The 24184-nt window shown below is 42.4% G+C and carries 28 protein-coding genes; 13 read left to right on the forward strand and 15 right to left on the reverse strand.

Annotated elements, in window-relative coordinates:
• Window positions 1-48: 48 nt before the first annotated feature.
• Both lgt and ACTTK7_RS10825 read right to left on the reverse strand, forming a co-directional pair.
• The gene (lgt, locus tag ACTTK7_RS10820; RefSeq protein WP_462868161.1) at window positions 49-876 is read right to left on the reverse strand and encodes a prolipoprotein diacylglyceryl transferase; all 828 of its coding nucleotides are present in this window, start codon (window positions 874-876) and stop codon (window positions 49-51) included.
• A 74-nt stretch (window positions 877-950) separates the two neighbouring features.
• Entirely contained in the window at window positions 951-1562 is a 612-nt protein-coding gene (locus tag ACTTK7_RS10825; RefSeq protein WP_462868119.1) for a hypothetical protein, read from the reverse strand.
• Window positions 1563-1919: 357 nt separating this feature from the next.
• On the opposite strand from ACTTK7_RS10825, the gene ACTTK7_RS10830 reads away from it, so the two are divergent.
• The 7 genes from ACTTK7_RS10830 to ACTTK7_RS10860 all read left to right on the forward strand — a co-directional run bounded on the left by ACTTK7_RS10830 (window position 1920) and on the right by ACTTK7_RS10860 (window position 8268).
• The gene (locus ACTTK7_RS10830) at window positions 1920-3266 is read left to right on the forward strand and encodes a cytochrome ubiquinol oxidase subunit I (RefSeq protein WP_298788832.1); all 1347 of its coding nucleotides are present in this window, start codon (window positions 1920-1922) and stop codon (window positions 3264-3266) included.
• Window positions 3263-4279 (forward strand): cytochrome d ubiquinol oxidase subunit II, encoded by a 1017-nt coding sequence (locus ACTTK7_RS10835; RefSeq protein ID WP_462868121.1) that lies wholly within the window; start codon window positions 3263-3265, stop codon window positions 4277-4279. The genes ACTTK7_RS10830 and ACTTK7_RS10835 overlap by 4 nt, the downstream gene beginning before the upstream one ends.
• Before the next feature lie 6 nt (window positions 4280-4285).
• The gene (gene cydS, locus ACTTK7_RS10840; protein ID WP_462868122.1) at window positions 4286-4384 is read left to right on the forward strand and encodes a cytochrome bd oxidase small subunit CydS family protein; all 99 of its coding nucleotides are present in this window, start codon (window positions 4286-4288) and stop codon (window positions 4382-4384) included.
• Window positions 4385-4553: 169 nt separating this feature from the next.
• Complete coding sequence (gene qoxA, locus ACTTK7_RS10845) at window positions 4554-5399, forward strand: cytochrome aa3 quinol oxidase subunit II (protein WP_462868124.1); 846 nt, start codon at window positions 4554-4556, stop codon at window positions 5397-5399.
• Window positions 5383-7362, forward strand: a complete 1980-nt coding sequence (gene qoxB, locus ACTTK7_RS10850; RefSeq protein WP_298788825.1) for a cytochrome aa3 quinol oxidase subunit I — start codon at window positions 5383-5385, stop codon at window positions 7360-7362. The genes qoxA and qoxB overlap by 17 nt, the downstream gene beginning before the upstream one ends.
• The gene (gene qoxC / locus ACTTK7_RS10855; protein ID WP_298788823.1) at window positions 7346-7960 is read left to right on the forward strand and encodes a cytochrome aa3 quinol oxidase subunit III; all 615 of its coding nucleotides are present in this window, start codon (window positions 7346-7348) and stop codon (window positions 7958-7960) included. Before qoxB ends, qoxC begins: the two co-directional genes overlap by 17 nt.
• 2 nt (window positions 7961-7962) lie before the next feature.
• Window positions 7963-8268, forward strand: coding sequence for a cytochrome o ubiquinol oxidase subunit IV (locus ACTTK7_RS10860; RefSeq protein WP_298788821.1), 306 nt, complete (start codon window positions 7963-7965; stop codon window positions 8266-8268).
• 384 nt (window positions 8269-8652) lie between these two features.
• Here the strand turns inward: ACTTK7_RS10860 and ACTTK7_RS10865 are convergent, their stop codons facing one another.
• Both ACTTK7_RS10865 and ACTTK7_RS10870 read right to left on the reverse strand, forming a co-directional pair.
• Window positions 8653-9597, reverse strand: a complete 945-nt coding sequence (locus ACTTK7_RS10865) for a cation diffusion facilitator family transporter (RefSeq protein WP_298788819.1) — start codon at window positions 9595-9597, stop codon at window positions 8653-8655.
• Between the two features lie 26 nt (window positions 9598-9623).
• Window positions 9624-9929, reverse strand: coding sequence for an ArsR/SmtB family transcription factor (locus ACTTK7_RS10870; protein WP_298788817.1), 306 nt, complete (start codon window positions 9927-9929; stop codon window positions 9624-9626).
• Between the two features lie 115 nt (window positions 9930-10044).
• Here ACTTK7_RS10870 and ACTTK7_RS10875 point away from each other — a divergent pair, with 115 nt between their 5' ends.
• Together ACTTK7_RS10875 and ACTTK7_RS10880 are read left to right on the forward strand one after the other, a co-directional pair.
• A complete protein-coding gene (locus ACTTK7_RS10875; protein ID WP_462868127.1) occupies window positions 10045-10386 on the forward strand; it encodes an ArsR/SmtB family transcription factor in 342 nt (113 codons plus the stop codon).
• A gap of 63 nt (window positions 10387-10449) precedes the next feature.
• Entirely contained in the window at window positions 10450-10809 is a 360-nt protein-coding gene (locus ACTTK7_RS10880; protein ID WP_462868129.1) for a Na(+)/H(+) antiporter subunit C, read from the forward strand.
• 23 nt (window positions 10810-10832) lie between these two features.
• On the opposite strand, the gene ACTTK7_RS10885 is transcribed toward ACTTK7_RS10880, so the two are convergent.
• Window positions 10833-11672, reverse strand: coding sequence for a COX15/CtaA family protein (locus tag ACTTK7_RS10885; protein ID WP_462868131.1), 840 nt, complete (start codon window positions 11670-11672; stop codon window positions 10833-10835).
• 402 nt (window positions 11673-12074) lie between these two features.
• On the opposite strand from ACTTK7_RS10885, the gene ACTTK7_RS10890 reads away from it, so the two are divergent.
• Window positions 12075-12734, forward strand: a complete 660-nt coding sequence (locus ACTTK7_RS10890) for a peroxiredoxin (RefSeq protein ID WP_462868133.1) — start codon at window positions 12075-12077, stop codon at window positions 12732-12734.
• A gap of 507 nt (window positions 12735-13241) precedes the next feature.
• On the opposite strand, the gene ACTTK7_RS10895 is transcribed toward ACTTK7_RS10890, so the two are convergent.
• From ACTTK7_RS10895 to ACTTK7_RS10915, 5 genes are all read right to left on the reverse strand, one after another.
• Window positions 13242-13850, reverse strand: a complete 609-nt coding sequence (locus ACTTK7_RS10895) for a recombinase family protein (protein WP_462868134.1) — start codon at window positions 13848-13850, stop codon at window positions 13242-13244.
• An 18-nt stretch (window positions 13851-13868) separates the two neighbouring features.
• A complete protein-coding gene (locus tag ACTTK7_RS10900) occupies window positions 13869-14528 on the reverse strand; it encodes a restriction endonuclease (protein WP_462868136.1) in 660 nt (219 codons plus the stop codon).
• Window positions 14529-14564: 36 nt separating this feature from the next.
• Window positions 14565-14915, reverse strand: coding sequence for a hypothetical protein (locus ACTTK7_RS10905; RefSeq protein WP_462868138.1), 351 nt, complete (start codon window positions 14913-14915; stop codon window positions 14565-14567).
• Window positions 14916-15731: 816 nt separating this feature from the next.
• Window positions 15732-15929, reverse strand: a complete 198-nt coding sequence (locus tag ACTTK7_RS10910) for a DUF6440 family protein (protein WP_462868140.1) — start codon at window positions 15927-15929, stop codon at window positions 15732-15734.
• Window positions 15930-16148: 219 nt separating this feature from the next.
• Window positions 16149-16388, reverse strand: a complete 240-nt coding sequence (locus tag ACTTK7_RS10915; RefSeq protein WP_462868141.1) for a hypothetical protein — start codon at window positions 16386-16388, stop codon at window positions 16149-16151.
• A 209-nt stretch (window positions 16389-16597) separates the two neighbouring features.
• On the opposite strand from ACTTK7_RS10915, the gene ACTTK7_RS10920 reads away from it, so the two are divergent.
• From ACTTK7_RS10920 to ACTTK7_RS10930, 3 genes are read left to right on the forward strand one after another with little or no spacing between them, the layout of a single operon-like run.
• A complete protein-coding gene (locus ACTTK7_RS10920) occupies window positions 16598-16945 on the forward strand; it encodes a YolD-like family protein (protein WP_462868143.1) in 348 nt (115 codons plus the stop codon).
• Between the two features lie 15 nt (window positions 16946-16960).
• Window positions 16961-18184 (forward strand): DNA polymerase IV, encoded by a 1224-nt coding sequence (locus ACTTK7_RS10925; RefSeq protein WP_462868145.1) that lies wholly within the window; start codon window positions 16961-16963, stop codon window positions 18182-18184.
• Window positions 18181-18417 carry a hypothetical protein gene (locus ACTTK7_RS10930; protein WP_462868146.1) on the forward strand — a complete coding sequence of 79 codons (237 nt, stop codon included), beginning with the start codon at window positions 18181-18183 and terminating at the stop codon, window positions 18415-18417. Before ACTTK7_RS10925 ends, ACTTK7_RS10930 begins: the two co-directional genes overlap by 4 nt.
• Before the next feature lie 960 nt (window positions 18418-19377).
• Here ACTTK7_RS10930 and ACTTK7_RS10935 read toward each other — a convergent pair.
• The 5 genes from ACTTK7_RS10935 to mobP2 form a co-directional block, all read right to left on the reverse strand.
• Window positions 19378-20346 (reverse strand): toprim domain-containing protein, encoded by a 969-nt coding sequence (locus tag ACTTK7_RS10935; protein WP_462868148.1) that lies wholly within the window; start codon window positions 20344-20346, stop codon window positions 19378-19380.
• Window positions 20347-20362: 16 nt separating this feature from the next.
• The gene (locus ACTTK7_RS10940) at window positions 20363-22483 is read right to left on the reverse strand and encodes an ArdC-like ssDNA-binding domain-containing protein (RefSeq protein WP_462868150.1); all 2121 of its coding nucleotides are present in this window, start codon (window positions 22481-22483) and stop codon (window positions 20363-20365) included.
• 17 nt (window positions 22484-22500) lie between these two features.
• On the reverse strand, window positions 22501-22770 hold the full coding sequence (locus ACTTK7_RS10945) for a hypothetical protein (RefSeq protein ID WP_462868152.1): 270 nt from the start codon (window positions 22768-22770) through the stop codon (window positions 22501-22503).
• 2 nt (window positions 22771-22772) lie between these two features.
• Window positions 22773-23222 carry a hypothetical protein gene (locus ACTTK7_RS10950; protein WP_462868154.1) on the reverse strand — a complete coding sequence of 150 codons (450 nt, stop codon included), beginning with the start codon at window positions 23220-23222 and terminating at the stop codon, window positions 22773-22775.
• Window positions 23219-24184, reverse strand: a 966-nt coding sequence (gene mobP2 / locus ACTTK7_RS10955) for a MobP2 family relaxase (protein WP_462868155.1), incomplete at its 5' end; no start/stop codon positions are given. The genes mobP2 and ACTTK7_RS10950, both read right to left, overlap by 4 nt.

The raw sequence follows: 24184 nt of genomic DNA on the forward strand, positions 1-24184 counted from the left end.
ATATGAGACTGCTTAAAGTAATTACTATCATTTTAAAAGTATATTACTTTAGGATCTAATTTCCTCATTGTCTAAATATCTGGTTTTAGAAAGCCCACTCCTTTTTCGGTACAAAATCAAACTTACGGCTACTACGATCAACAGCACCGAAATTAACTGCGCCACCCGGATGGTATCAAACAGCATCAGGCTATCGGTCCGCAGCCCTTCAATGAAAAAGCGCCCGAAGGAATACCAGATCACATACGTCAAAAACAGTTCCCCGCGCCGGAGATTGACCCGGCGCAATCCTAACAGTAACAAAAACCCAGCCATATTCCAAAGCGACTCATACAAGAACGTTGGATGATAATAGGCGTCTCCAATATACATCTGGTTGATAATGAACTCCGGCAGGTGCAGGCCTCCTAAAAATGAGCGACTCACTTCACCGCCATAGGCTTCCTGATTGATAAAGTTGCCCCAGCGACCGATTGCCTGGCCCAAAATCAGACTCGGTGCAGCAATGTCCGCCAGCTTCCAGAAAGAAACGCGCTTGATTTTCGAAAAAATGATGCCTGTAAGCACAGCGCCAATCAATCCACCGTGGATCGCAAGGCCGCCCTCCCACACGGCAAAAATACTGCCCCAATCCCCAGCATAGTATTCCCACTCAAAGATGACGTAATACAATCGGGCGCAAATAATCGAAATTGGTATAGCGAAAATGAGCAGGTCTGCGAAAATATCGTCCGGAAGCCCCCGCTTTTTCGCTTCGTAGGAAGCCAGTATGTACCCAAGCAAAGCACCGACGCCAATAAGTATGCCGTACCAGTAAATAGGGATCGATCCAATCTCAAAGGCGACCCGGTCGATCGGCTGTATTGATGAATAAATCATGTCTTCCGCCACTCCCGCCTGCTAAATATGCACTAACTCCGATGTTTTTTATGAGTTATCGCATCGAACATTTATTTTTTTAAGTTTAGCTCGTTATCTAGGATATCAGAAATGCTAACAATAGTTCCTTTCGTTTTGAGTGCTTTATTTAACTTAGCAGCATAGGTCGCTATCGGTACTATTTCTTTATGCTTGAAAAAATGTTCGTCGATTTCAAGAGGACTTATATTTTCTTTGACTAAACGTTGTTGATGTTCCATTAATACCTGCTGAATATATAATGGCATTTTCAATCTCTCGACTTGTTGTTTAAAGGTTAATGACACAGTGTTTCCATCTACAAATTCTTCAAGAAAGTTATCTTGTGGCCGATTACATTTTACCGGAAGAAGTTGCAGCACCCATGCATCCTCTGATTTTTTTTGCACTGCTGCCAACTGAAAGGCTACGAGCTCTTTCAAAATCTCAGGAGCACTTGTGTGCGGCAGTAATTCCTGGAAATAGGATCGACTGATACTAAAAGGACGGCTCTCAACAGGAAAATAACCATGCCTGATTTGCTTCCAATCCGATATTTCTTGCAAGACAGCATACGCATATTTACTGCTAGCTGAAAGTTGTTGATAATGTTCATCGAATACAAAAGCCAATGGCAAAGTTAAATTTTTATTTTGATAAGTCATGTGGGCCTCCTTTTTCATTAAAGTATTATGCATACAACACTGCTTATTAAAACATATATTCTAATATTTACATATGTTATTATTTAAATATTTTTGACCATTTTTTGTCCGTTATTAAACTATTGTATGACGTTTCGTTAATGGCACTTACATACAGTCGTATAAACCTTTAAGATGAACCAACATTAGCTCAGGCATCATCAAATAGATTCCCACTGAATCTTTTTACATTGGGAGAGGGGCGTAATTATGAAATTAGGCCAAGATAAGATATTAGCTATTATTGTTTTTGTTGTAGCCTTTATTTTAATGCTTTCATTAATAGGGCGTTTATTTTAAATATAAGGAGGGATAATAATGTTTGATTTAGACCCGGCCACAGCTAGCCGAATTTTAACTGCCACGACTTTAGGCTTTCATATTATTTTCGCTACTATCGGCGTTGGTATTCCGCTTTTAATAGCTTTAGCTGAATGGACTGGCTTACGAAAGAATGATCCGCATTATACCCTTTTAGCTAGAAGATGGGCTCGTGGATTTGTCATAACTGTAGCTGTTGGAGTTGTGACAGGAACTTCAATTGGGCTGCAATTAAGCTTGTTATGGCCAAATTTTATGGAACTAGCTGGCCAAACGATTTCTCTACCACTGTTTATGGAAACCTTCGCTTTCTTTTTCGAAGCAATTTTTCTAGGCATCTACTTATATACGTGGGATCGATTTCGCTCTGGCTGGAAGCATTTTATATTAATTATCCCTGTAGTGATAGGAGCTTCGTTTTCTGCTTTCTTTATCACGACCGTAAATGCCTTCATGAATCAACCTCAAGGATTTGAATTAGTCAATGGTGTTATCACAAATATCAATCCCTTAGTCGCCATGTTTAACCCAGCTACCCCAACCAAAACAGCTCATGTGATTGTTACTTGTTATCTGGCTTCTGCTTTTGTTTTGGGGGCTATCGCAGCCTTTAAAATTATGCGCGGCAATAAAAATGTTTATCACAAAAAAGCATTGAAATTAACCATGGTATCAGCCTTTGTCTTCGCTTCAGCTACAGCACTTATCGGAGACCTTTCGGGCAAATACTTAGCTGAATACCAGCCAGAAAAATTAGCAGCGGCCGAATGGCATTTTGAAACTGAAAGCGAAGCTCCTCTTATTGTAGGCGGCTGGTTATCAGAAAACCAACAGGTTTCTGGTGCCTTAGAAATCCCGTACGCGTTAAGTATTTTAGCGCACAGTGATCCTACTGCCGAAGTTACCGGTCTAGACGCCTTTCAACCTGAAAACACACCTCCGCTATACATTCATTATTTATTTGATGGCATGGTCGCTTTAGGCATTTATATGCTAGTAGTTTCTTTATTGTATTTGCTCATTAGTAAATGGAAACCTGCCTGGCAATACAGTAAATGGCTGATGCGAGCCATTATTCTTGGAGGACCATTGGGGATCTTAGCTATTGAATTTGGATGGATATTTGCAGAGATCGGCCGTCAGCCTTGGATTTTATACCGTATTATGCGAACCCAAGAAGGCGCGACCACAGCTGAGAACGTGGATCTCATGCTATATTTATTTATTTTATTGTACGCAGTATTGGGAATTACGGTAACCGTCGTATTACGAAAGATGTTTAAAGATAACCCTGCTGCCCACGAGTTCGAGCGTCGATATGAGAAACGAGGGGATGAATCATGAGCCTCGAAGTATTAGGGTTATCGGTCTTATGGTTTTTTCTATATGGTTACATGATTGTAAGTTCCATTGATTTTGGTGCTGGCTTTTTCCATTTTTTTAATAAAATTTCCCGTAAGGATCACCAAGTTAATTCATTGATTCAACGGTATCTTTCTCCGGTGTGGGAAGTCACCAACGTGTTTTTCGTCTTTTTCTTTGTGGGGATTGTAGGCTTTTTTCCGTCTACAGCTTACTATTTCGGCACTGCTTTATTAGTACCGGTCAGCTTTTCGATCATCTTAATCGCTATCCGTGGCTCTTATTACGCATTCAATACGTATGGCGCCAAAGATAGTCAAATATATTCGTTTTTGTATGGAGTAACGGGGTTGCTGATTCCTGCATCATTAACGATCGCCCTTACCATTTCGGAAGGCGGCTATGTAGCCGTGGATGAGGAGAATGTTCAGCTATTATATAATGAATTATTCTCCAGTTTTTATGCGTGGAGCGTGGTCATCTTAGCTATTGTGAGTGTTCTATTTATTTCAGCTTCGTTTCTACAGTTTTATGCATATAAAGCGGGAGATAACGACTCCTATCGGCTTTTTCGGCGATATACGTTCATATGGGCTCTGCCTACACTTCTTGCTAGTTTACTGGTTTTCATCGGCCTTAGTAAGCAAAATCCAGATCACTTTACCGATATTCTCAATATTTGGTGGATGTTTGGTCTTTCGTTGTTCTTTTTCTGCCTAGCTGTTTATTTCACTTACCGGCAACAGCGACTTGGAATGACCTTTGTGCTAGTGATGCTTCAATTCTTCACCGCTTGGTTCGGTTATGGAGCTTCCCATCTTCCATGGTTATTATATGGAGAACTTACGATTTATGATGGCTTTGTCAATGAAACGATGGCTTGGTTCCTGATAGCCGCCTTTATCGCAGGATTATTTTTACTCATTCCATCCTTGTATTTATTGATGCGCCTATTTTTGTTCGATGCTTCTTATGTTCGCGGAGAAAGGAAATGATGAGACATGGAATTTTTTCTAATCATGATTGCGCCGCATCTCATTTTAGCCACTGCTGTATTAACAGTGTTTGCTTGGTTCGGTCAGAAATCTTCAAATCTATAAATAAGGAGCACCGCCCTTGATTGTTGGGCGGTGCTCTTTATTTATATAAAATTGTACATTTATTGACGTTTGTTTATATTACGTCAGTTTTGAATTTTTGCTTGTTACTTTAAGAAGTGCTATCACGTTTCTTATTCAATGACACACTATAAAGGACGGTGAAAATCATATGAAAAAATTACTTGTCAAAACGATTCCTCTCTTTTCGCTCGTTGTCTTACTTGCAGGTTGCCAAGGGGTGCTAGATCCTCGAGGACCGGTAGCCAAAACCCAATATGATCTTATTATTTATTCTATCGTGTTGATGAGTTTAGTACTTATTCCTGTTTTTATCGTGTTTGGCATTGTTGTTTTCAAATATCGTGAAAATAAGTCTGATCCAAATTACGAGCCTCCTGATATGGAAGGAAATAAAAAACTAGAAATTCTCTGGACTGTCATTCCTATTGTGATTGTGGCTTTTTTAGCAGTACCAACCGTTCAAGCAACGTATTCCTTAGAAAAATCCCCAAGTCCAGACAAAGACCCGTTAGTTGTTCAAGTCACTTCAGCGCAATGGAAGTGGATTTTTCGGTATCCAGAGCAAGGAATTCAAACTGTTAACTACCTTAATATTCCCAAAGATCGACCGATTAAATTTGAATTGACGTCCGCAGCCGCCATGAACTCTTTTTGGATTCCTCAACTCGGGGGCCAAAAATATACCATGCCAGGGATGAATGAAACTCTATACTTAGAAGCGGATGAAACTGGTACTTTTCAAGGAAAAGCCGCAAATTTCTCTGGTGAAAACTATAGTGATATGACATTCGAGGTGAATTCTCAAAAGAAACAGGAGTTTGCTGCTTGGACGCAACAAATACAAGAAACAAAACCCCCCATCACAAATCAAGGGATGGATCAACTGTTAAACCCGGGGACCGTCGAACCTATGGCTTTTTCTTCCTATCCTAGAAAATATGACTATCTGCGAAACATGAGAGGAGGTCCCAAAAACAATGCTGACCAACATTAAGGATTTCTTGTTCAATGATTTTTTTGTTACAGGAGAACCGTTTATATACGCGGCCGATATCATGATTGTGCTCACAAGCTTATTTATTATAGGCATCTTAACCTACTTCAAAAAATGGAAATGGTTATGGAACGAATGGATCACTTCTGTCGATCATAAGAAAATTGGCATTATGTACATGATAGCTTCACTAATGATGCTTTTTCGAGCAGGGATAGATGCGCTGATGATGCGTACACAACTTATGCTTCCCTCAATGAATTTTTTAGATTCTCAACAGTATAATGAAATTTTTACAACCCATGGAGTAGTCATGCTACTATTCATGGCCATGCCCTTCCTATTTGGACTAATTAACGTGGCTATGCCTTTACAAATTGGCGCTCGAGATGTGGCTTTTCCGTACCTTAACTCATTAAGTTTTTGGTTATTTTTCTTTGGTGCGATGCTTTTTAACTTATCATTTGTTATTGGTGGCTCGCCAGACGCTGGTTGGGTGAACTACCCAACATTAGCGGGGGATAAATTAAGTCCTGGGCCAGGCATCAATTATTACCTCCTCAGCCTCCAAATCTCTGGTCTAGGAACACTAATGAGCGGGGTAAATTTTATCGCTACTATTGTCAAAATGCGTGCACCAGGAATGACATTAATGCGGATGCCCATCTTTACTTGGTCAACATTAATCACTTCCATTATTATCGTGTTTGCTTTTCCAGTGCTCACAATAGCTTTAGCTCTTCTTACTATTGATCGTATTTTTGGCTCCCATTTTTTCACCGTTGCGGGAGAAGGCCTTCCTATGATGTACGTAAATATGTTTTGGTTATGGGGACATCCTGAGGTATATATCTTAATTCTCCCGGCATTTGGTATTTTTTCAGAAATTATCAGTACCTTTGCTAAAAAGAAACTGTTTGGATATCGAGCAATGGTTTATTCCATGATTGTTATTTCGGTATTAAGTTTTGTGGTTTGGGTGCATCACTTTTTCACCATGGGAAATGCGCCAGCCGTCAATTCCGTGTTTTCTATATCTACGATGGCCATTGCTGTCCCCACTGGCGTAAAAATATTCAATTGGCTGTTAACATTGTACAAAGGGAAAATAAAAATGAGTACAGCCAATTTATGGGCTCTCGGTTTTATTCCTATATTTGTTATTGGCGGGGCTACAGGAGTAATGTTAGCTAGTGCGCCAGCAGACTATCAATATCATAATAGCTATTTTCTCGTCTCCCATTTTCACTATGTTTTAATCTCTGGGACAGTGTTCTCTATTTTTGCCGGCCTTCATTATTGGTGGCCGAAAATGTTTGGCCATACCCTAAACGAAACATTAGGGAAATGGGGCTTCTGGTTGTTTGCTATCGGATTTAACTTAACCTTCTTCCCAATGTATATTGTAGGACTTTTAGGGATGACGCGTCGCGTCAACGATTATAGTGCTGATGCTGGTTGGACATCATTAAATTTTATTGAAACGATAGGTGCTTACTTGATGGGCATTGCGTTTCTAGTCATTGTTTACAACATTTATTACAGTGCCCGGTACGGACAAAAAGATACCACCGGAGACCCTTGGGACGGACGAACGTTAGAATGGTCTATTCCATCGCCAGCGCCGGAATATAATTTTGCTCATACCCCTCAAATCACGGGAATTGATTCTTATTGGACTGAAAAACATCAACCGAAAACTATCGAAAAGAAAAAAGACTACAAGGCCATTCATATGCCGAACAATTCTGGTCAACCTTTTTTCATGTCTTTATTTTTCTTTATCGCTGGTTTCGGCTTAGTATTTGAGTGGATTTCAATAGCTATTATCGGTGCTGTAGGCATAGCCGCGGTAATGTTTATTCGTTCATTTGATAAAGATAAAGGCTATCATATTCCAGCATGGAAAATAAAAGAAACAGAAGAAGGGAGGCCAACTAAAAATTATGACAGAACCACATAATAATGCTCTCTCAGAACTGCCACCAGAATATGAAGACGAAGACGGTCAAGTGAAGATATTTGGGTTTTGGATCTTTTTAGCTGCAGAACTTGTGCTGTTTTCATGTTTATTTGCAACCTATTTAGTATATTTAGATCGGACAGCCGGAGGACCTACAGGGTCCGAGATTTTTGAATATCCCGGCGTGATTATTCAAACCTTTTTATTGTTAACTAGTAGTTTCACCTCTAGTATTGGTATTTTCGAACTCCGCCGTCGTAATAAAAACCGTTTACTAATCTGGATGGCCATCACGCTACTACTAGGTCTCGCTTTTTTAGGAATGGAAATCAATGAATTCATCACTTATGTAGAAGAAGGTGTAAGCATTTCGACAAGTGCTTATTGGTCTTCGTTCTATATCCTAGTCGGTACACATGGAGCCCACGTCACTTTCGGCATTTTTTGGATGTCAACGGTCCTCGTTCACCTTCTTCGAGAGGGCATCAATGCGACAACTTCAAGAAAGATATTTATTGCGAGCCTTTATTGGCACTTTTTAGATGCTGTGTGGATTTTCATTCTCACAGCTGTCTATCTGATTGGAGGAGGGCTTTAACCTTGAATGAAAAAGTATTTAACCACCATCAAGAGCATTTTCCATGGAAGCAGTTGCTCGGCTTTTTTGTCTCTATTATTTTAACCGTTTTGGCCTTATTCATGACCTTTTTTATGTCTTATAGTCGAGAAGTAACGATTGTGGCCATTGTTGCGTTAGCTGCTATTCAATTGATCGTACAATTAACCATGTTCATGCACCTCAATGAGTTAGACAAAGCATTTCAAATAGCTATCGTTGCTTACGGTTTGACAGTAGCGCTCATCGTTGTCGCAGGCACAATATGGATCATGGAAACTGGCATGTAGTAATTTCTAACTCCCATGAAAATATTTAACTTGAATATCCCCCTTTAAATAGAGCAATGAACGTTCTCATTACTTCTGTTTCAAAGGGGGATTTTTATACATTATTAAGACTACGATCGAAAAACATCGAGCTAATCCTGGCCTTTCGTGTACGGACGAAAAGTAAGGCTGAATGTTGTCTCAGGTAGTGAGGATTCAAACGATACGAATGTTACGAGCACAGCATCTCTGAGGTTCTCCCAACCAATAATATAAGAAATATGTCAACGGCTTGATCCCGGTATTATATCGGAATCAAGCCGTTGAAGTGATTTCTTTATTTTTGGTATTTACTTGATAGCATAGTGTTCTCTTCACATTAAAGGTCTTTTTATTGCTCTTCTTTTAATGTGCATGGTGATCATGAGGTTCTTCAGGAGAAGCAATAGCACACAACAGGCGCTCTTCATGATCATGGGCACTTGTTTCTAACTGAATCGTGGCATGATAGATACCAAGGTCTTGAAGCTCTGTTTCGATTTCGCGTAACATGTCTTGTCCTTCTTGAATCGTGTAATCACTGCTTGTCACTGCGTGACAAGAAAGCATAATCTGTTCACTAGTAATATTCCATACATGCAAATCATGGATCGACTGTACTTTCCCATGCTTTTCAATGGTTTGTTTTATTTTTTCCAGTTCAATGTTTTTTGGCGTTCCTTCCATTAAAACATGAACGCTTTCGCGTACTACACGTCCTCCGCTTATGGTAATTAAAATAGCGACAATGACACTCGCCACGGGGTCTGCCCATCCCCAATTGAAGAAGAAAATGAGCAAACCAGCCACAATAGCGCCTACAGAACCTAATAGGTCACCAATAACGTGTAAAAAGGCAGCACGCAAGTTAAGGTTTTCTTCCGTATCTCCCTTGGACATAAGCATCCAAGCAACCAAAACATTGACCAATAACCCCACAATACCAATAAACAACATGCCCACTGACGCTACTTCCGGCGGATCCATGAAACGTTGATAAGCCTCATAGAAAATATATCCAGCAATAACAATTAGTGTAGCTCCATTAAATAAAGCAGCTAGAATTTCAAAACGTTTATACCCAAACGTTTTGCTTTTACTGACCGCCTTTTCTCCAACAATAAACGCGATCAATCCTACACCAAGCGATATAGAATCACTTAGCATATGTCCCGCATCAGCCAATAAAGCTAAACTATTGGTTAGAAATCCACCAATGGCTTCCACAACCATGTAAATGGTGGTGATAATAAATGCGATCATTAAAGCTTTTTTGTTTGCCCCATGGGCATGATCATGATCGTGACTCATTCAACTCCCTCCTTATCATCTCTTAGTTAGTGCTGAGCGTGTTCAATCATTTCGTTAAGCATATGCATTACGTGCTCGTCGTCTTGCGAATAATAAAGACTTTGCCCTGCTCGACGATATTTGACCAATCTTAAATTTTTCAAAAACACAAGTTGATGTGAAACGGAAGCCTGCTTGAGTTCCAAGTGTTCCGCAATTTCATTCACAGAGTACTCTGCATGAGCTAAAAGATGCAAAATGCGTATACGATTAGGATGAGACAACGCTTTGAATGTCTGTGAAACCATAAATAACGTTTCTTCATCCAGAGCTTTTCCATTATAAGAATCCATCACACGTGCTCCTTTCAATTGTCATTTAATGTTCAATACAATAATATATTAACATATATTAATATATTATTAAAATAGATGATTATATTCTTTATAATAATGTGAGGTGATTTTTATGACGTATAGAAAGCCTATACCCATCCACGGGCTAAAAATGCTTCGATTAAGCCAAGAAATACAAAAAGTAGATGTCGCATCCCCCATCTTTCATCATTTTTCGCATCCGGTGCGGCTACGTATTATGTACGCGTTAACTATTGAACAAGAATTAAACGTTACAGAGACTGCTGGATTGATTCGAAGTTCGGCCGCCACAGCCTCTCACCATTTACGCAAAATGCATGAAGTAAATATCTTAGAAAAAAGAAAGCAAGGGAGAGAGAATCATTACAGAATTAAAGACAAACACCTAGAACATGTTGTTAGTAAAATCATTGCTTGGAAAGAACAAGGATAACACCGTTTAGTTGTTCCTTCGCATGCTTGACGTATAATAAATGATTCTCTTGAAGGAGGCCCTATGGAAATCCTAATGTCGATGCTTGGTGGCTTTTTATTTATGGTGGGCACCTACCTTGTTTTATCAAAAAACATTATCCGAATGATTATTGGCAGTTCGGTATTAACCCACGGAGCTAATATCATGCTATTAACCATGGGAGGACTCAAAGGCGGTTTGCCTCCCTTATTACGATTGGATGCAGATACTTATGTCGATCCCTTGCCCCAAGCTCTCATTTTAACCGCTATTGTTATTAATTTTGGTATTACTTCTTTTATTCTTGTGCTCGGGTATCGAACGTTTAAAGTAACCGGGACGGCTGAAATGGATAGGCTCAACAACCTCTATGACCCTAACACCCAAGATTCAACCAAATGATTGGCCACAAACACCCTGGGCGATCACGTTTCTAACACCCTCGAACGAGTGACGACAATAATCATATAAATCATGATGGTAAAAATTACACTAATGGTTAATGCATGAATCAACACGGTTGTTAAAGAAGAGCCATTCAGTACAATAACTAACCCAGAGAGCGCTTGTACTACGATTAAGAGAAAAATAGATGTACTTAAATGCCCTAAGATAGAATATCGATACTTCTTCCATGACCAAACCAAGAGAGCGATAATCATTAGAATCAAAACAATCGCTGCACTCCGATGAATCCATTGAACCGTGATGTCATACGAAGCATGCTTAATATAAGCCCCTGTATAAATCACCATATACGAATACACAGTGACACTGATTAAATACCAGAAGTATGTTTTACTGACCGATCCCCGTTGCCATTGTAACGGATTTTTTTCAAAAGAAAATACCGCAAGCAAAGCCACAGTTGAAAAAGAAATCGTGCTTATCCCAAAATGCAAAGCTAATATAAACCCTGAATTTCCCCATATGACTGCGCCTGCTCCCATTAAACCTTGAAAAACAATAAACAACACGGCCATTAACGCGATAAATTTCGTTTCACGAATATGAGCCAATTGTTTTGTCGACCAAAAAGCCAGAATTAAGACACAGAGACCCATTAAACTAGACCACAGCCGATGACTATATTCAATAATGGTAGCTAAAGCAGGGTTTTGGGGGACCACTTCTCCAAAACACAACGGCCAGGTGGCGCCGCACCCTTCTCCCGATCCCGTATTAGTAACGATGGACCCTTGAAGCAAAACAATGAGCATTCCTACAGCAGTAAATACACTGAAAATCTTTAATCCCAATTTCACCAGCAATCCCCTAACATAAAAAGATTCGACACATATTAATATATTAACATATGTCGAATCTTTTTAACGAGTGAACAGAGAGGGAACATTCTCGCTTGTCATGAGAATAAATATACTTTTAACAAGATTATACATCTAAAATAATTGTCGGCGTTTGCATGATACGTTTGTCGCTTACATCCCTTTAAAAAGGTTTATTATTTATATCTATTAGCAGAAGCCATGAAAATGACACTACATAAACGCTAAGCATCCTTATCAATATACTCTCATACCCGCCCCTGTAATGTTACCATTTGGTGACAATTCGTTAAAAAGCAAAAACAGGCGTTTGCTGTTTCATCTCGTTTGGTAAAAGCCTTAGAGCAACCATATTTATTTTCATGAAAGGAAGATGACACCATGGACCAACAAGAACCACATATCCAATCTCAGGGTCTCCCACGTATCGGGGAACAGGCACCGGCGTTCGATGCGGTAACGACGCATGGAACTATCTCATTGAACGACTATTCAGGTCAATGGCTTGTGCTTTTTTCTCATCCCGCAGATTTCACACCGGTATGCACGTCGGAATTTGTGGCTTTTCAGGACATTTACAACCGCTTAAAAGCAATGGATACCGAACTGTTAGGCCTCAGTATTGACAGCGTGAGTTCCCACATCGCCTGGGTTCGTAACATTGAAGAAAATTTCCAGACCACCATTGAATTTCCGATCATTGCGGACCTGGATCAAAAGGTCGCTGCCCAGTACGGCATGGTCATGCCGGAATCCACCGGCACCGAAACCTCCCGAGCGGTCTTTGTCATTGATGACAAACAAAAAATCCGGGCCGTCATTTATTATCCCCTCTCCACCGGACGAAACATGGAAGAAATCGTTCGGCTGGTGGAAGCGCTGCGTACCACGGACGAGCACGGCGTATCCACCCCGGCGAACTGGCAGTCTGGGGACAAAGCTATCGTGAGCCCGCCAAAAACCAAAGAGGAAGCCAATGAGCGAATGAACAGCGATGACTACGACTGCGTGGATTGGTACTACTGTCAAAAAGACATCTAATAAAAACAAAGCTCCCGGCTTCTTTTAGCCGGGAGTCATTGCTGAGGCTGTCAGTATTTGCTTATCATTTCATGTTAAAACATCTTTCAAGTTTTTTATTTGTGCACACTTTTTGTGACATATCCAGCCTTACCTACATAACGACCCTATCGCAAACCCTTTCGATAAATTAAAAAGAGGGAAGATGAGCCCTTATGGGCCTCTTCCCCCTTTATCCATACGTCTATTCTATTAACCCTTAAAAATGCCTGAATTTCCCCCACGAAAGGGAACAAGCTTTTCATGCTTCAAGCGAAACAAATAAGATGCAAAGAAAAAATAATACAATTATTCAATGATACAAAAATTCAATTTTCACACTCCCTTTCCCAATGTTTATTTATATTTTTTTGTAGTGCATAGAATCCCCGTTTTAACAAATTAAAGTCCAACATTGACTACTATTAACAGAAAGAAAAATAGCCAATCCAATAAAATCTCTCCTTATTAATTATGGCATTTGAAATTTTAAAGCCCTTTTCTTTTCTTGATTCGTTTGACCGTGGACAGGCCGCAGTTCATTCGTTTAGCAATTTCCTGTTGGCCGTAGCCTTGCTGCAGAAGGTTGATAATCATATAGTATTTGTCTCGGTGTTTGCCTTCGGGACTAAATTCGGTTTGACGGCCTTTATACTTGCCTTGTGCTTTTGCAATCGCTATGCCCTGATCTTGGGCTTCTTTCCGTTGCTTCCATTGTTCTTCGGCCATCCATGCAAACACTTCTTTTAAGAGGTTCATCACCATCTGCCCCACGATTTCCATTTCTCCGTACTTCCGGGTGTCTAAAATCGGCATGTTCAGCACCACAATATGCACTTTCATCTTCGTTAAGACTTCCCATTCCTGTTTGATGCCTTCCATGCTCCGGCCAAGTCGATTAAGGTCATGGATGAATAAGGTATCTTCCTCCCGCAAAAAGGCTTTTGCATCCTCCCACCCTTTACGTTTCATTTGTCGGCCAGAATCTTTATCCGTGAAGATTTTTTCGCATCCGGCTTCCCGGAGTAATTGCATCTGCCGTTCTAAATTTTGTTCATTGGTACTTACTCTTGCATAGCCGATGTGTTTGCCAGCCATTCGGTTGCTCTCCTTTGCTTAGTTCTTCGCATTGACAGGTTCCGTATGTGTACAATTCGGATAATGATTGCAACCCATAAACGCTCCGTGTTTCGATGTACGCTTTTCCAGAAGGCCGCCACAAGCCGGACACGTCCGTTCTTTGGGCTTCACGGTTTCATAAACGGTCTTTGCATCAAGGGCCGGATTCACCTGTAAAATCCACCGCTGCAAGTCCTCCCGATCAAACAGCTTCACGCCCGTTTTTTCGGCTCCGTTTTTGGCACTTTGGGTGAACAAGCTGTTCGTTAATACCCACGCTTCATTGGCTTGGAAATAGGTTTGAGCAAAATACACTTCCTGTACGGCTTTGATACCTACTTTATGGTTTACGCCGTACCGTTTGGCCTGTACGACAATCCGATTCTCCTTATCTAAAATGAGATCCGCTCCGTAGTCGTGAGACGCCTTTGACCCTTTGGCCTTGTACTGCAACTGCCGGAACAGCTCGACCAGAAAATGCTCAAACTGCACCCCATCCATCTGGTCGATGTAGGGAAGGCCGCTGTCGATGATGCGTTGAAACTGCCGTTTTTTCTGCCACCATTGATAGAGATAAACAACCCCTTGCCCCAGGAACACCAAAACGATCAGTACGATCACAGCTGTTATAAGAGTTGAAATAGATAAGCCTTCCATCGTAACGCTTCCTTTTCTCTTAACGTGTTTTCCCTATTAGACGGGAATCGTTTCTTTGACAAAAAACACGATGATTAAAAAACCAATGCCTGCCATCCCAAGTTTTGTAGCGAGTTCTTTCTGTTGCTTCACAAAGAACAAGAAAGCTGTTCCCCCGATCACTACCACCAAAGCGATGTTCCATAAAACATCAACGATGGTTTTCAGCGTCTCAATCGTGGTTGTAATCGAACCATCTACATCCACCGCATAGAGGATGATATTCACCACAGCAAGCACCGCAAATAAACAGGTAATAGTAAACCATATCCATTCCGCTTTTCGGTAAAAATGAACAAGGATGAACCCGAGCAAGATCAAAACTAATATATTGCCAATAAGTATCACAAAATCCCTCTTTCTTTTAATGCTTCTTTCCACGCTTCTTATTTTAATAGAAAAAAGTATCGGCTTACAGCTATTATATAGGCATTTGATTCACTATTATCTGAACCGCAATTAGGAACACCATAGCTGGTAAGCCGAGCTTTAACATAAGTTCATCATCTTTTTTAACAAAGAATGCCACGGCCATGATCACCACCGTAATGCCCATAGCAATAGCCCAAACGTGGTTATATATTTCTTTTAAATTTTGCGGAGAGGGCAGTGTAGAAGCATCTGATTCAAAGAAAAAAACATAGCCACCGCGATCGGAATATTTACAACTACGGCGAAAATAATGTCACCAATTCTCATGCTAATCTTCCTTTCTTGTTCTATTTTTCTAATGTAAATGAACCATTTAAAAGAACCTTAAAAAACATTGATATGCCAGCATTTCTCTCTTGTTCTTTAGGGTATACCCAAAAGACCTTATAAATCGTAAAAAAAGAAAGCATTTGTTTTGTACACTCCATTATCTAACTAATAGTTTAGATTTATTGATTCAAAGATACATAGATTCAATTACTCTTATAAGAAGAACCATAGAAAAATTTTATGGTTCCTCTATTTCTATTCATGTAGAGCTTTTTCTTTATCTCTTTCGTATTTAGAAATGCCGATATTGATTAGTATTCCCAACGCTGGGAGCAATAGGATAAACCATAATGGAAACACATAAACGCCACTAAAATGTAGGACGCCAATCAAAATGATAAGTAAAATAAATCCCAATCTCACTTTATCCAATCGTTTTTCCTCTCCTTTTTCTAACCCTGTTTATGTTTGATCTCGAACGGGGTTTCCTTCTTCATCTAATAGAACGGTTAATCCATTTCCATTCCCTATGGACGAATTGATATAGTTAATGCCGGTTTCTCGATCAACAATAATGGAAACTTCCCCAAGAAATGAAATGCTGTTCTTGTGTTTGAGGTAAAACCGTTGGTCTTGTTCCTCTTTTTTTCGTCCAAACACAGCCGTCACCCTTCCCTAACATGATTTACTGTTGTTCTAACGTCAAAATCTCGATCGCTTGTTCTTCGGTATCCCATTCTTTCGCATACAGGCTTTTGATTTTCGCTTTCGCAGCTTCTTCGTGATCGGCCTAAATCTCTCCCTCGAAGATGCTAGGGAAAAAGTGATCGGTCATCGCAAAAGCAAACGACCGCATCGGTATTCATCCTTTCTAGTATCTCATTTTCCTCTCATTAATTCATTCATCCGTTTCTGCCACTGAACAATTTGAACCACCTTGATAAAGGTGAACAGGGACAGGGCCACGAGAACAACCACAATCGCCAGCCATGACAACCATTGTTGCAACCAGAGGGATGCCGATGACACCGCCATAAGCATAATACTAACGATTAATAGTTGCTTGGAACTGCTGTAAATCTTCGTTTCTAATTCTTCCATGTTCCAATCTTGATTCATGTCGATTCCTCATTTATCTATCTTTTCTCAATGTCTATACCTATCGTAACATTCCTACCAAAAAGACCTAATTATACAATGATTCAATGATATTTATATACATTGTTTAAAAGATACGAAGAAACAATGTTTCCAAGTTTATTTAAATATTCTGTTTAAACGAACGCTTGTTCGTGTATACTAAGTAGTAACGAAAGGACGTGATACCCATGAAATCCAATAAACTCACCCCAACCAGTAATCTCCGGTGGGAAAGTAGTCGCATGATTCTCCCGGAATGGCGCAAACAATGGCTCCAACGGCAGGAAGCCCAAACGTGGCAGGAGCCGCCCGAACTGGACGACCAGATGATCGAGGAAATCATGCAGATCATTCATGACGGCATGGCGTATACGTGGTTATTGGAGGTCACGTACTGGCAGAACGGCCAGTTTCACACGGCGACCGGCTATGTGGCCCGTTTTCGGGATGCACCGCCGCAGGTTTGGTTTCAAATAGGTGGAACTGTGGCAACCATTCCTTTTCAACATATCCAATCCGTGACGTGGCAGGGATAAAAGGAGGGCGAACCGATGAAACGAGTGGTGTTTCTGATCGACATGATGAGTTTTTATGCGTCCATCGAAAAGGTCTATCATCCGCATCTGTCCCAGCATCCAGTAGTCGTCGCCGGCGACCCGGAACGGCGCAGTGGCGTGATTCTGGCCGCCTGTCCCGTGGCGAAAAGCCACGGCATCAAGACCGCCCAAGCCCTGTGGGAAGCCCAATCGCTTTGTCCCGAGGTCACGGTCCTTAAACCCCGGATGCAACTCTATATCGACATATCCACGCAGATCAATGAACTGTTTTTAACGTACACCGATCAAGTGGAGCCGTTCTCCGTGGATGAATCGTTTATCGAATTGACCGGAACGGTCCATCAGTCCCGGCCCGAGCAAGCCGCTAAACGTCTGCAAAACGATCTTCTCCGATTGTTTGGTATTTATGCCCGTATCGGCATTGGGGAAAATAAAATTCTGGCGAAAAGTGCGTGTGATCTGCAAGCCAAAAAACGCCCGAAAGGAATCTTTCATCTACACAAGAACCGTCTAGCCGATGATTTTTGGCCGTTTGCGATTGGCGAGCTGTTCGGCGTCGGCAGTCGCATGGAAAAACACTTCATGCAAACCGGCATCCGCAAGATCGGCCATTTAGCGACGTATCCTGTCGAAGAATTACAGCATCGGTGGGGGATTAACGGGGAGTTGTTGTGGCAGTATGCGAACGGCATCGACCCATCTCCGGTGACGCCCGACACGCACCAGCAGAAAAAGAGCATCGGCCACGGCATGACCCTGCCGAGAGACTACCATCAACGATCAGATGTTATGGTCGTTCTTCGTGAATTATCCGAAGAAGTAGCCCGTCGTACCCGAGACGAGCGATTAATAGGAAATCAACTGTCACTAAGTATTGGCGGCACGTATGAAAACCCGGTCGGCTTTTCCCGACAATTAACCTTGAACATGGCGACCAATGACGGCCGAGTGATCTATCACGCCTGTCAGAAGTTGTTTGATCGGCACTGGCTTGGCGCACCGGTCCGGCGCATTGGCGTGTCATTGGAAAAGGTCGAACCGGACACGCACCGGCAGTTAAGTTTATTTGATGAGGTGGAGGACCGGTCCTCCTTGAACCAGACGGTTGATGCTTTGAAAGACCGGTACGGCGGCGGCATTATTATGTATGCTTCGTCCTTGACCGATGCGGGCCAAGCCCTTGAACGATCGAAAAAAATTGGAGGTCATTACAAATGAACAAGCCTATGCGAGACGCCCGTTCCCCTCTTGACATCGGTGATTTACTGTATCACGCCCGAACGTCCAACGATTTAACCGTGAACGACGTCTGTACGTTCAGTCTGGTGTCGAAGCCGGTCTATGAAGCCTATGAAATGAACCGAGTGCCAAATATCGGCTTTCGGGAAGCCGAAGCCTTAGCCACGCTGCTAGACCTTTCTCTGGATGATCTGATGCGTCCGTATGATTAACAACATCAAGACAGGTGCTTCCAGCCATAGAATCCTTTTATGGAGTGTTCATGCTAAAATCGGCACACGTTCATATTAGACTAGTAAATGTTCATGCTATACTGGAAATTGTCTTTAGAGACCCTCTCTAAAGACAGGAGGTGAGAACCGTATGGTTTGCCTGCTTTCCATCTTAATCACGTTTGTGCTTTCCTTTACAGCCACGCTGTTGGGAAACATGATCGACCGCCAGCTATTTCGGCGGAAATAAAATAGCAAAAACCCCAGGTGTTCGCGCACCTGGGGTTTTCACGTTATCCTTACTATTCGGCCATTCCAAGGAAATGATGTGCATTCGCTTCCCAAGGGAGAACCAATGATCTTACCTACTTCCCATCTACTACTACTATACGATACCCAAAATTATTTGTAAAGTTTACCCTCTGCCACGTTGAAAACGACCACTCTGGAACAAGAGTGATCGTCTTCATGGTTTTGGGTAAGGGGACAGTTGAGAGTTCACTGTCCTCCTAAAATATACCATGTTTTCTATCTGTATGATACCAAAAAAACGACCGAACCCTAGGGTCCGGTCTTCCAAGAATTATTAATGGATGGAAAATATAAAACGATACAGTAAGACGATCAGTCTTCCTAATGAGTATAACAAATATCAGAAAATTGGCAAGTTTTCATATCGAGACAACGGACCCCACCCGGCCCGTTGTCTCGGTGCTTCATCGACAAACCTATTAGGGAATAGAGAGAAGGAAGTGCCACCTTCTCTCTATTCGTTTTTTATTGTATCATATCTTCTGTTGATCGAACGAAAAGAACGGACCTGCAATAGGTCCGTTCCGTGCATCCACGATGATACATCTAAGGGGAATAGGGTAAGGATGGGTGTGCCCTTATCTATTCTTTTACATTTTAACATAGCGCCTTCATGTTCTCCATGTATTTGCTTTCACTTATTTATAGCTACATTCCCATAGAAGGAGCCGATTGGTTGGCTTTTGACGGTTGCTTCTGGTTCTGTTGAACGCCCAGCTTCAATTCCTCGTTCCAGTCTTTGGTCTGCGTCGGCCGGTGATCGACAATCGCCTCATGGTTAATATAGTCGTTCAGCTTGTCGTGAAAATGCGCTCCGGCCGCATCGTTATCCACGGCCGAGATCACCTGCGTCACTTTATGCCCGTCGGCCTGTAAATCCTGTAAGCCCCGTTTGACCGCCTGTATTTTTAAGCCACTCATGCTCTGCAATCGGGTATTTTGCACGTCTCCCTGTTTTTCCGACCAGTAGGAAAGGGCATCAATCGGACTTTCAAACAGCGCAATTTTATCAATCTTCTGGCCGACATTGATTGCAAAACCGCCATCTTCGGCTGATCGTTTGACCACGCCTTTAAAATGCTTGCCGTCCTCCATCGGCCTTGTTCCCTGCCGATCGGCGCCAATCGTTTCCCCCTCCCGGTCTTTCCATTTCATCACGCAGTTATCTTTCCGGTCCTGCACGATCAAGTCTTTCTTCAAGCACCAATCGACCACTCGTTCATCAACCTTCCGATCATTCACCAAGTAGTCCCGGACGTTCGAGGTATCGGCCACTTCATAATGTGAAGGGTAGGAAAACGGCTCTTTCTCCACCTGTTGCATCGGCTGGCGGTCGAGCGCATATTCATGGTCATTGATGCGCCGGACGGCATCGGGAAAGGAGAGATCGTGATAGGTCATCGCAAAATGAATCGCCCCGTAGCCGCCTTCCTGTCGGCTGTTCCAGTAGTATTTTTCGCCCTGAATGACCAAGCTGTCGTGGTCCACCAAGTTATAATACGGCGGCTGGCCGTTGCCCTGCTGTTTGACTTCTAAGCCGTTCGCATCCAAGTAATCCATGATTCCCACGGTTTTGGCCTGTTCGATTTCCTCACTGTTTACTCGACGGTTGGCCATGCGTTCGCCCTCCTTTCTACATGCTCATGCCGTTCTGCCGGACAGTCTGCCGGGTTTGCGTTTCCTCCACGGTTTCCTCTTTCGAGACCGTTTTTTTGCCTTCGCTTTTGAACGGCCATGAGATTTCTTGTTCCGTCGTGGTTTCGCCTTTGACCCGTTGTTCCAATCGGTCCACGGTATCCACCGTCAGCACATTTTGATCGACGGCCTGTGCTTTTAAGGCTTCATAGGCGTTTTGGCTTTCCAGTCGATCAAGCAGGGTATCTTGATCTGCTCCGTCCTGTCCTTGTTCTTTGGTTACATGGTTGTGATAGGTGGTATAGGCCGATGCCAACTGGACGCTTTGATTGACTGCTGCCCGGTCCTGTTGACGCTCTTGAACGTCCGTCGTCGTGGTTTGATGAATCGCTTCGGCCCTTGCCCCAGGAACGTACCCGTGTTCTTCGGTAAACGCCTGTACGTCCTGCCGTTTCCTTTCGTAAGCATCCGAGTTATCCATGTTGGTGTGTCCTTCTTTGTGTTCTTGAATCTTCACGGCTAAATGTTCAAACGTTTGTTCAAAGGCTTCCGGCGTATAAATATCTTGCAGATAGGACTGATCACTTAAATGCTCCCGATGACCGGTGTAACGTTGTTGGTCGAGGGCGGTGTTTAAATCGTGATATTCGGCGTCCCCCAATGCCAGACGACCGGCGGAAAGGACCTGTTGATCGTTATTTTCATCCGGCGGCATGATAACTTTCACATTGGTTTTGGCATAGCCGAGTTCATCCATATTCGCCATGTTTCTTTCGACTAATACGTTATCTATTTCCGGCAGAGACAACAGGCGGCCATCCATCTGATTGTCCTCCGACCATGCCGCAAATGCTTGTGGTTCTTTCAGCGACGGGTCCACGATTTTATAATTGTCGCTTCCGACCCCATAAGGCGGTTGCCCTTGATTGAAGCTGTCGAGCTGATTAAAGGCTTGCACTTCCTGTTCGACCGTTTCCCCTCGAACGTCTCCATGTGCCAGCAAATTGTTGCCGTACCCATCTTCAAACGTGGACCGGAAGGTGGTTTCATCCATATCCCCAATACGCTGAACGTCGTTACTGGTGACCACTTGATAATCTTGGAATCGTTCTTGTAATTCATTGGTGCTGGCTTCCTCGTAGGTGTTTTCGATCTTTAAATCATCTTCCAGATGCGTAATCATGTCATACGATGTATCTTTGACGCCTTGAAGCAATGCCACTTTGTCTGTTGTGGTATCATGCTGTTGGTTATAGGTATGCAGGTAATCCAAACTGTAATCGCTTGTATCCAGTCCAAAATGCGTAGCCACGGTATAGGCCGTCATTTCGGCTTGAAATTCCTTCTCCGAGTGCGGCAGGTCTTTGCCTTCCTTGTCCCGGCCATGCAGTTGAGCGTGAGCCGCTTCATGGATAAGGGTTTTCACGTTCTGGAGTTCATCGTTTCTAGGATTAAGTTGAATCGCCCGGTGAGAGGACGATGCCCCTCCGGGGCTGGTCTGCGTGTACTCGATGTACTGGCCTTTGGCCGCCCCGAGTTCTTCCATTGGTTCGGTCAGCACGTCCACGTTCATATTGTTGCTGTATCGTTCCATTGAATGGTAAAAGGCTTGATAGTTTTCGACCGAGCCTTCCAGCCATTTGTTTGGATATATCTTCGGTAAATCGGCGGCCGTGGCGTTCGTTTGGGAAATGTCGAACACGGCGGCCGTTTTATAATGCCGGTGTTCTTGGACGTTGATTTCGCCCCGGTCGATCTTCGCTTTTTCGGCTTTTGTGGCTTTATTCAAACCCACCTGTTTGGTTTCGCCGTTCTCCTGTCGTTCAAAGGTTTTGAACGGAGCCGGGACCAGAATCTTGCTTCCTTTTTCGCCTTTTTGGACCGAGAAGCCCTGTTCTTTCCAGAACTGAAAACCACCAACGGCGTTCGCCCCCGGAAACTGTTTTTGTATCAGCGTGGAGTTACCGACCGAGTAATCATAGAACTTGCTCATAAAGTTCAAGTATTCCTTCATGTTGTCCGAGGACTGAAAGTAACTGTCTACTTGATCGTTCCGATCTTCGGCCAACTGTTCCACTTCCTGCCGTTTCGTTTCGGCTGATTTTTTCTTATACGCCATGCGGTTGCCCTCCTTTGTTATCGCACATACCCATCATCATCCACGCCCACATCGAGATCCTTTAAGGCCGGATTATTGGCTTCGCCTTCCATCACATCACTGTCGAAGATTAATTGTTTTTCGTCCAGATCAACCAACACATATTCCATATCTGTTTCCACCATCATCTGTTGCAGAAGGTCCATATCTTTGGCTTCCAACGGAATCACCATTTCTTGTTTTTCGACCACCACCACCACGTCTGTTTCACCCATTTCTTGAATAAATCCAAATTCTTGTCGGCTCATCGTTATCCTCCTTGTGGTTGATTTTGTTTCTTGTCATATTCCGCTTTTCGTTGTTGCAGGTTCGCAATGCGTTCATTCACTTCTTCTTTGGCTGTTACTAAGGTAGGCGATTCATAATCACTGGTTGTCATAATATGTGTGACGTCATTGTTAATCATAAAACCGTTTAACACTTCAAGAATAACCTGCGAATTACGGTCCGTATTGTTTACGCCCAGCTGTAATCGTTTGAAGTGTTTATTTAATTCCTGTTCCAATTTCCGGTTCATTTCTGCCATCATCATGGACGTATTGTAATCCGTTTTTCCTTCGATCATGTTTTGGTGCTTGTGTTCTAAAATGATTTCATTAATCGTTTTCGATTCGCTATCTATATTCCGTTCTTCCTGTAGTTCTTGAAGATATTCATATGCTTCATTCGATAGACGGATACGCATTTGTTTCGTCATCATAAGGATTGCCCCCTCTGGTTATTTTGGATATTTCGTTGCATCTGTTCATAAGCATTTTGGTTTTGATAGCTATTCAGTTCCGCATGGACCACCCGATTCAATCCGTACTGTATCTGATTCAAGGCCCGGTTCTTTTGAAAGTTCACTCGCTTCTGGTTTGTACCGGAAGAACGTTGCTTTTGGTCGATCTTTTTTTCCTTATCATCATACGATTTCATTTCCTGTAAGAACGTGTTTCCCATGCGTTTATACAGATCATCTTTTTTATTTTGCTTGTAATCCTTGTACCGAGATTCGTTTCCTTCCCCGTACACTTTTTTCAGCATCTTTTCTTCTTTGTTCAATTTTTGATCGAGCTGTTTCATTTCTTTAGGAAAGTTTTTGTGTAAATATTTTTCTGTTAGTTTATCCAGATCGGGTTTCACATGATTAATGTTTTGATACCCATATTGCCAGTACCGTTTGTTTTCCGGGAGTTGCTTTTTGATCGCCAGAAAGTCTTTTTTCATGCCCCGGTCCATGCCTTTCATGTCCGGTTGTTCTTTCTTTTTATTCACGATCTTGTTTCGCATCAGATCATTAATTTCTTTGTGTTCAAACGAACGATCTTGAATCTTATTCACGAACGCCGAGCGCATCCCTTCCAGTGATTTCAGTTTACGCCTTCCCCGTTGATCGTCTCCCGGTTCCGTATCGACGGAAGCCAGATGAATATGAATGTTTTCGGTGTTATGATGAACAGCTCCGGTCCACGTCATCGTGTCTTTAAAGTTATTTTTTTCGTGCATATCGGACACCGCTGCGCGGGTAACTTCTTTCAGTTTCTTTTCGTCTACCTGTTTGGTAGTTGGGTCATAAATGCCGTTTTCCTGTAACCACTCATTGTCAAAAGAGATCACGTCTTTATACAAAATGCTTCCTTTGTTTTGGGCCTGTTTAAAATCATCCATCACTTGTTCTTT

The sequence above is a fragment of the Marinococcus tarijensis genome (assembly GCF_054971385.1).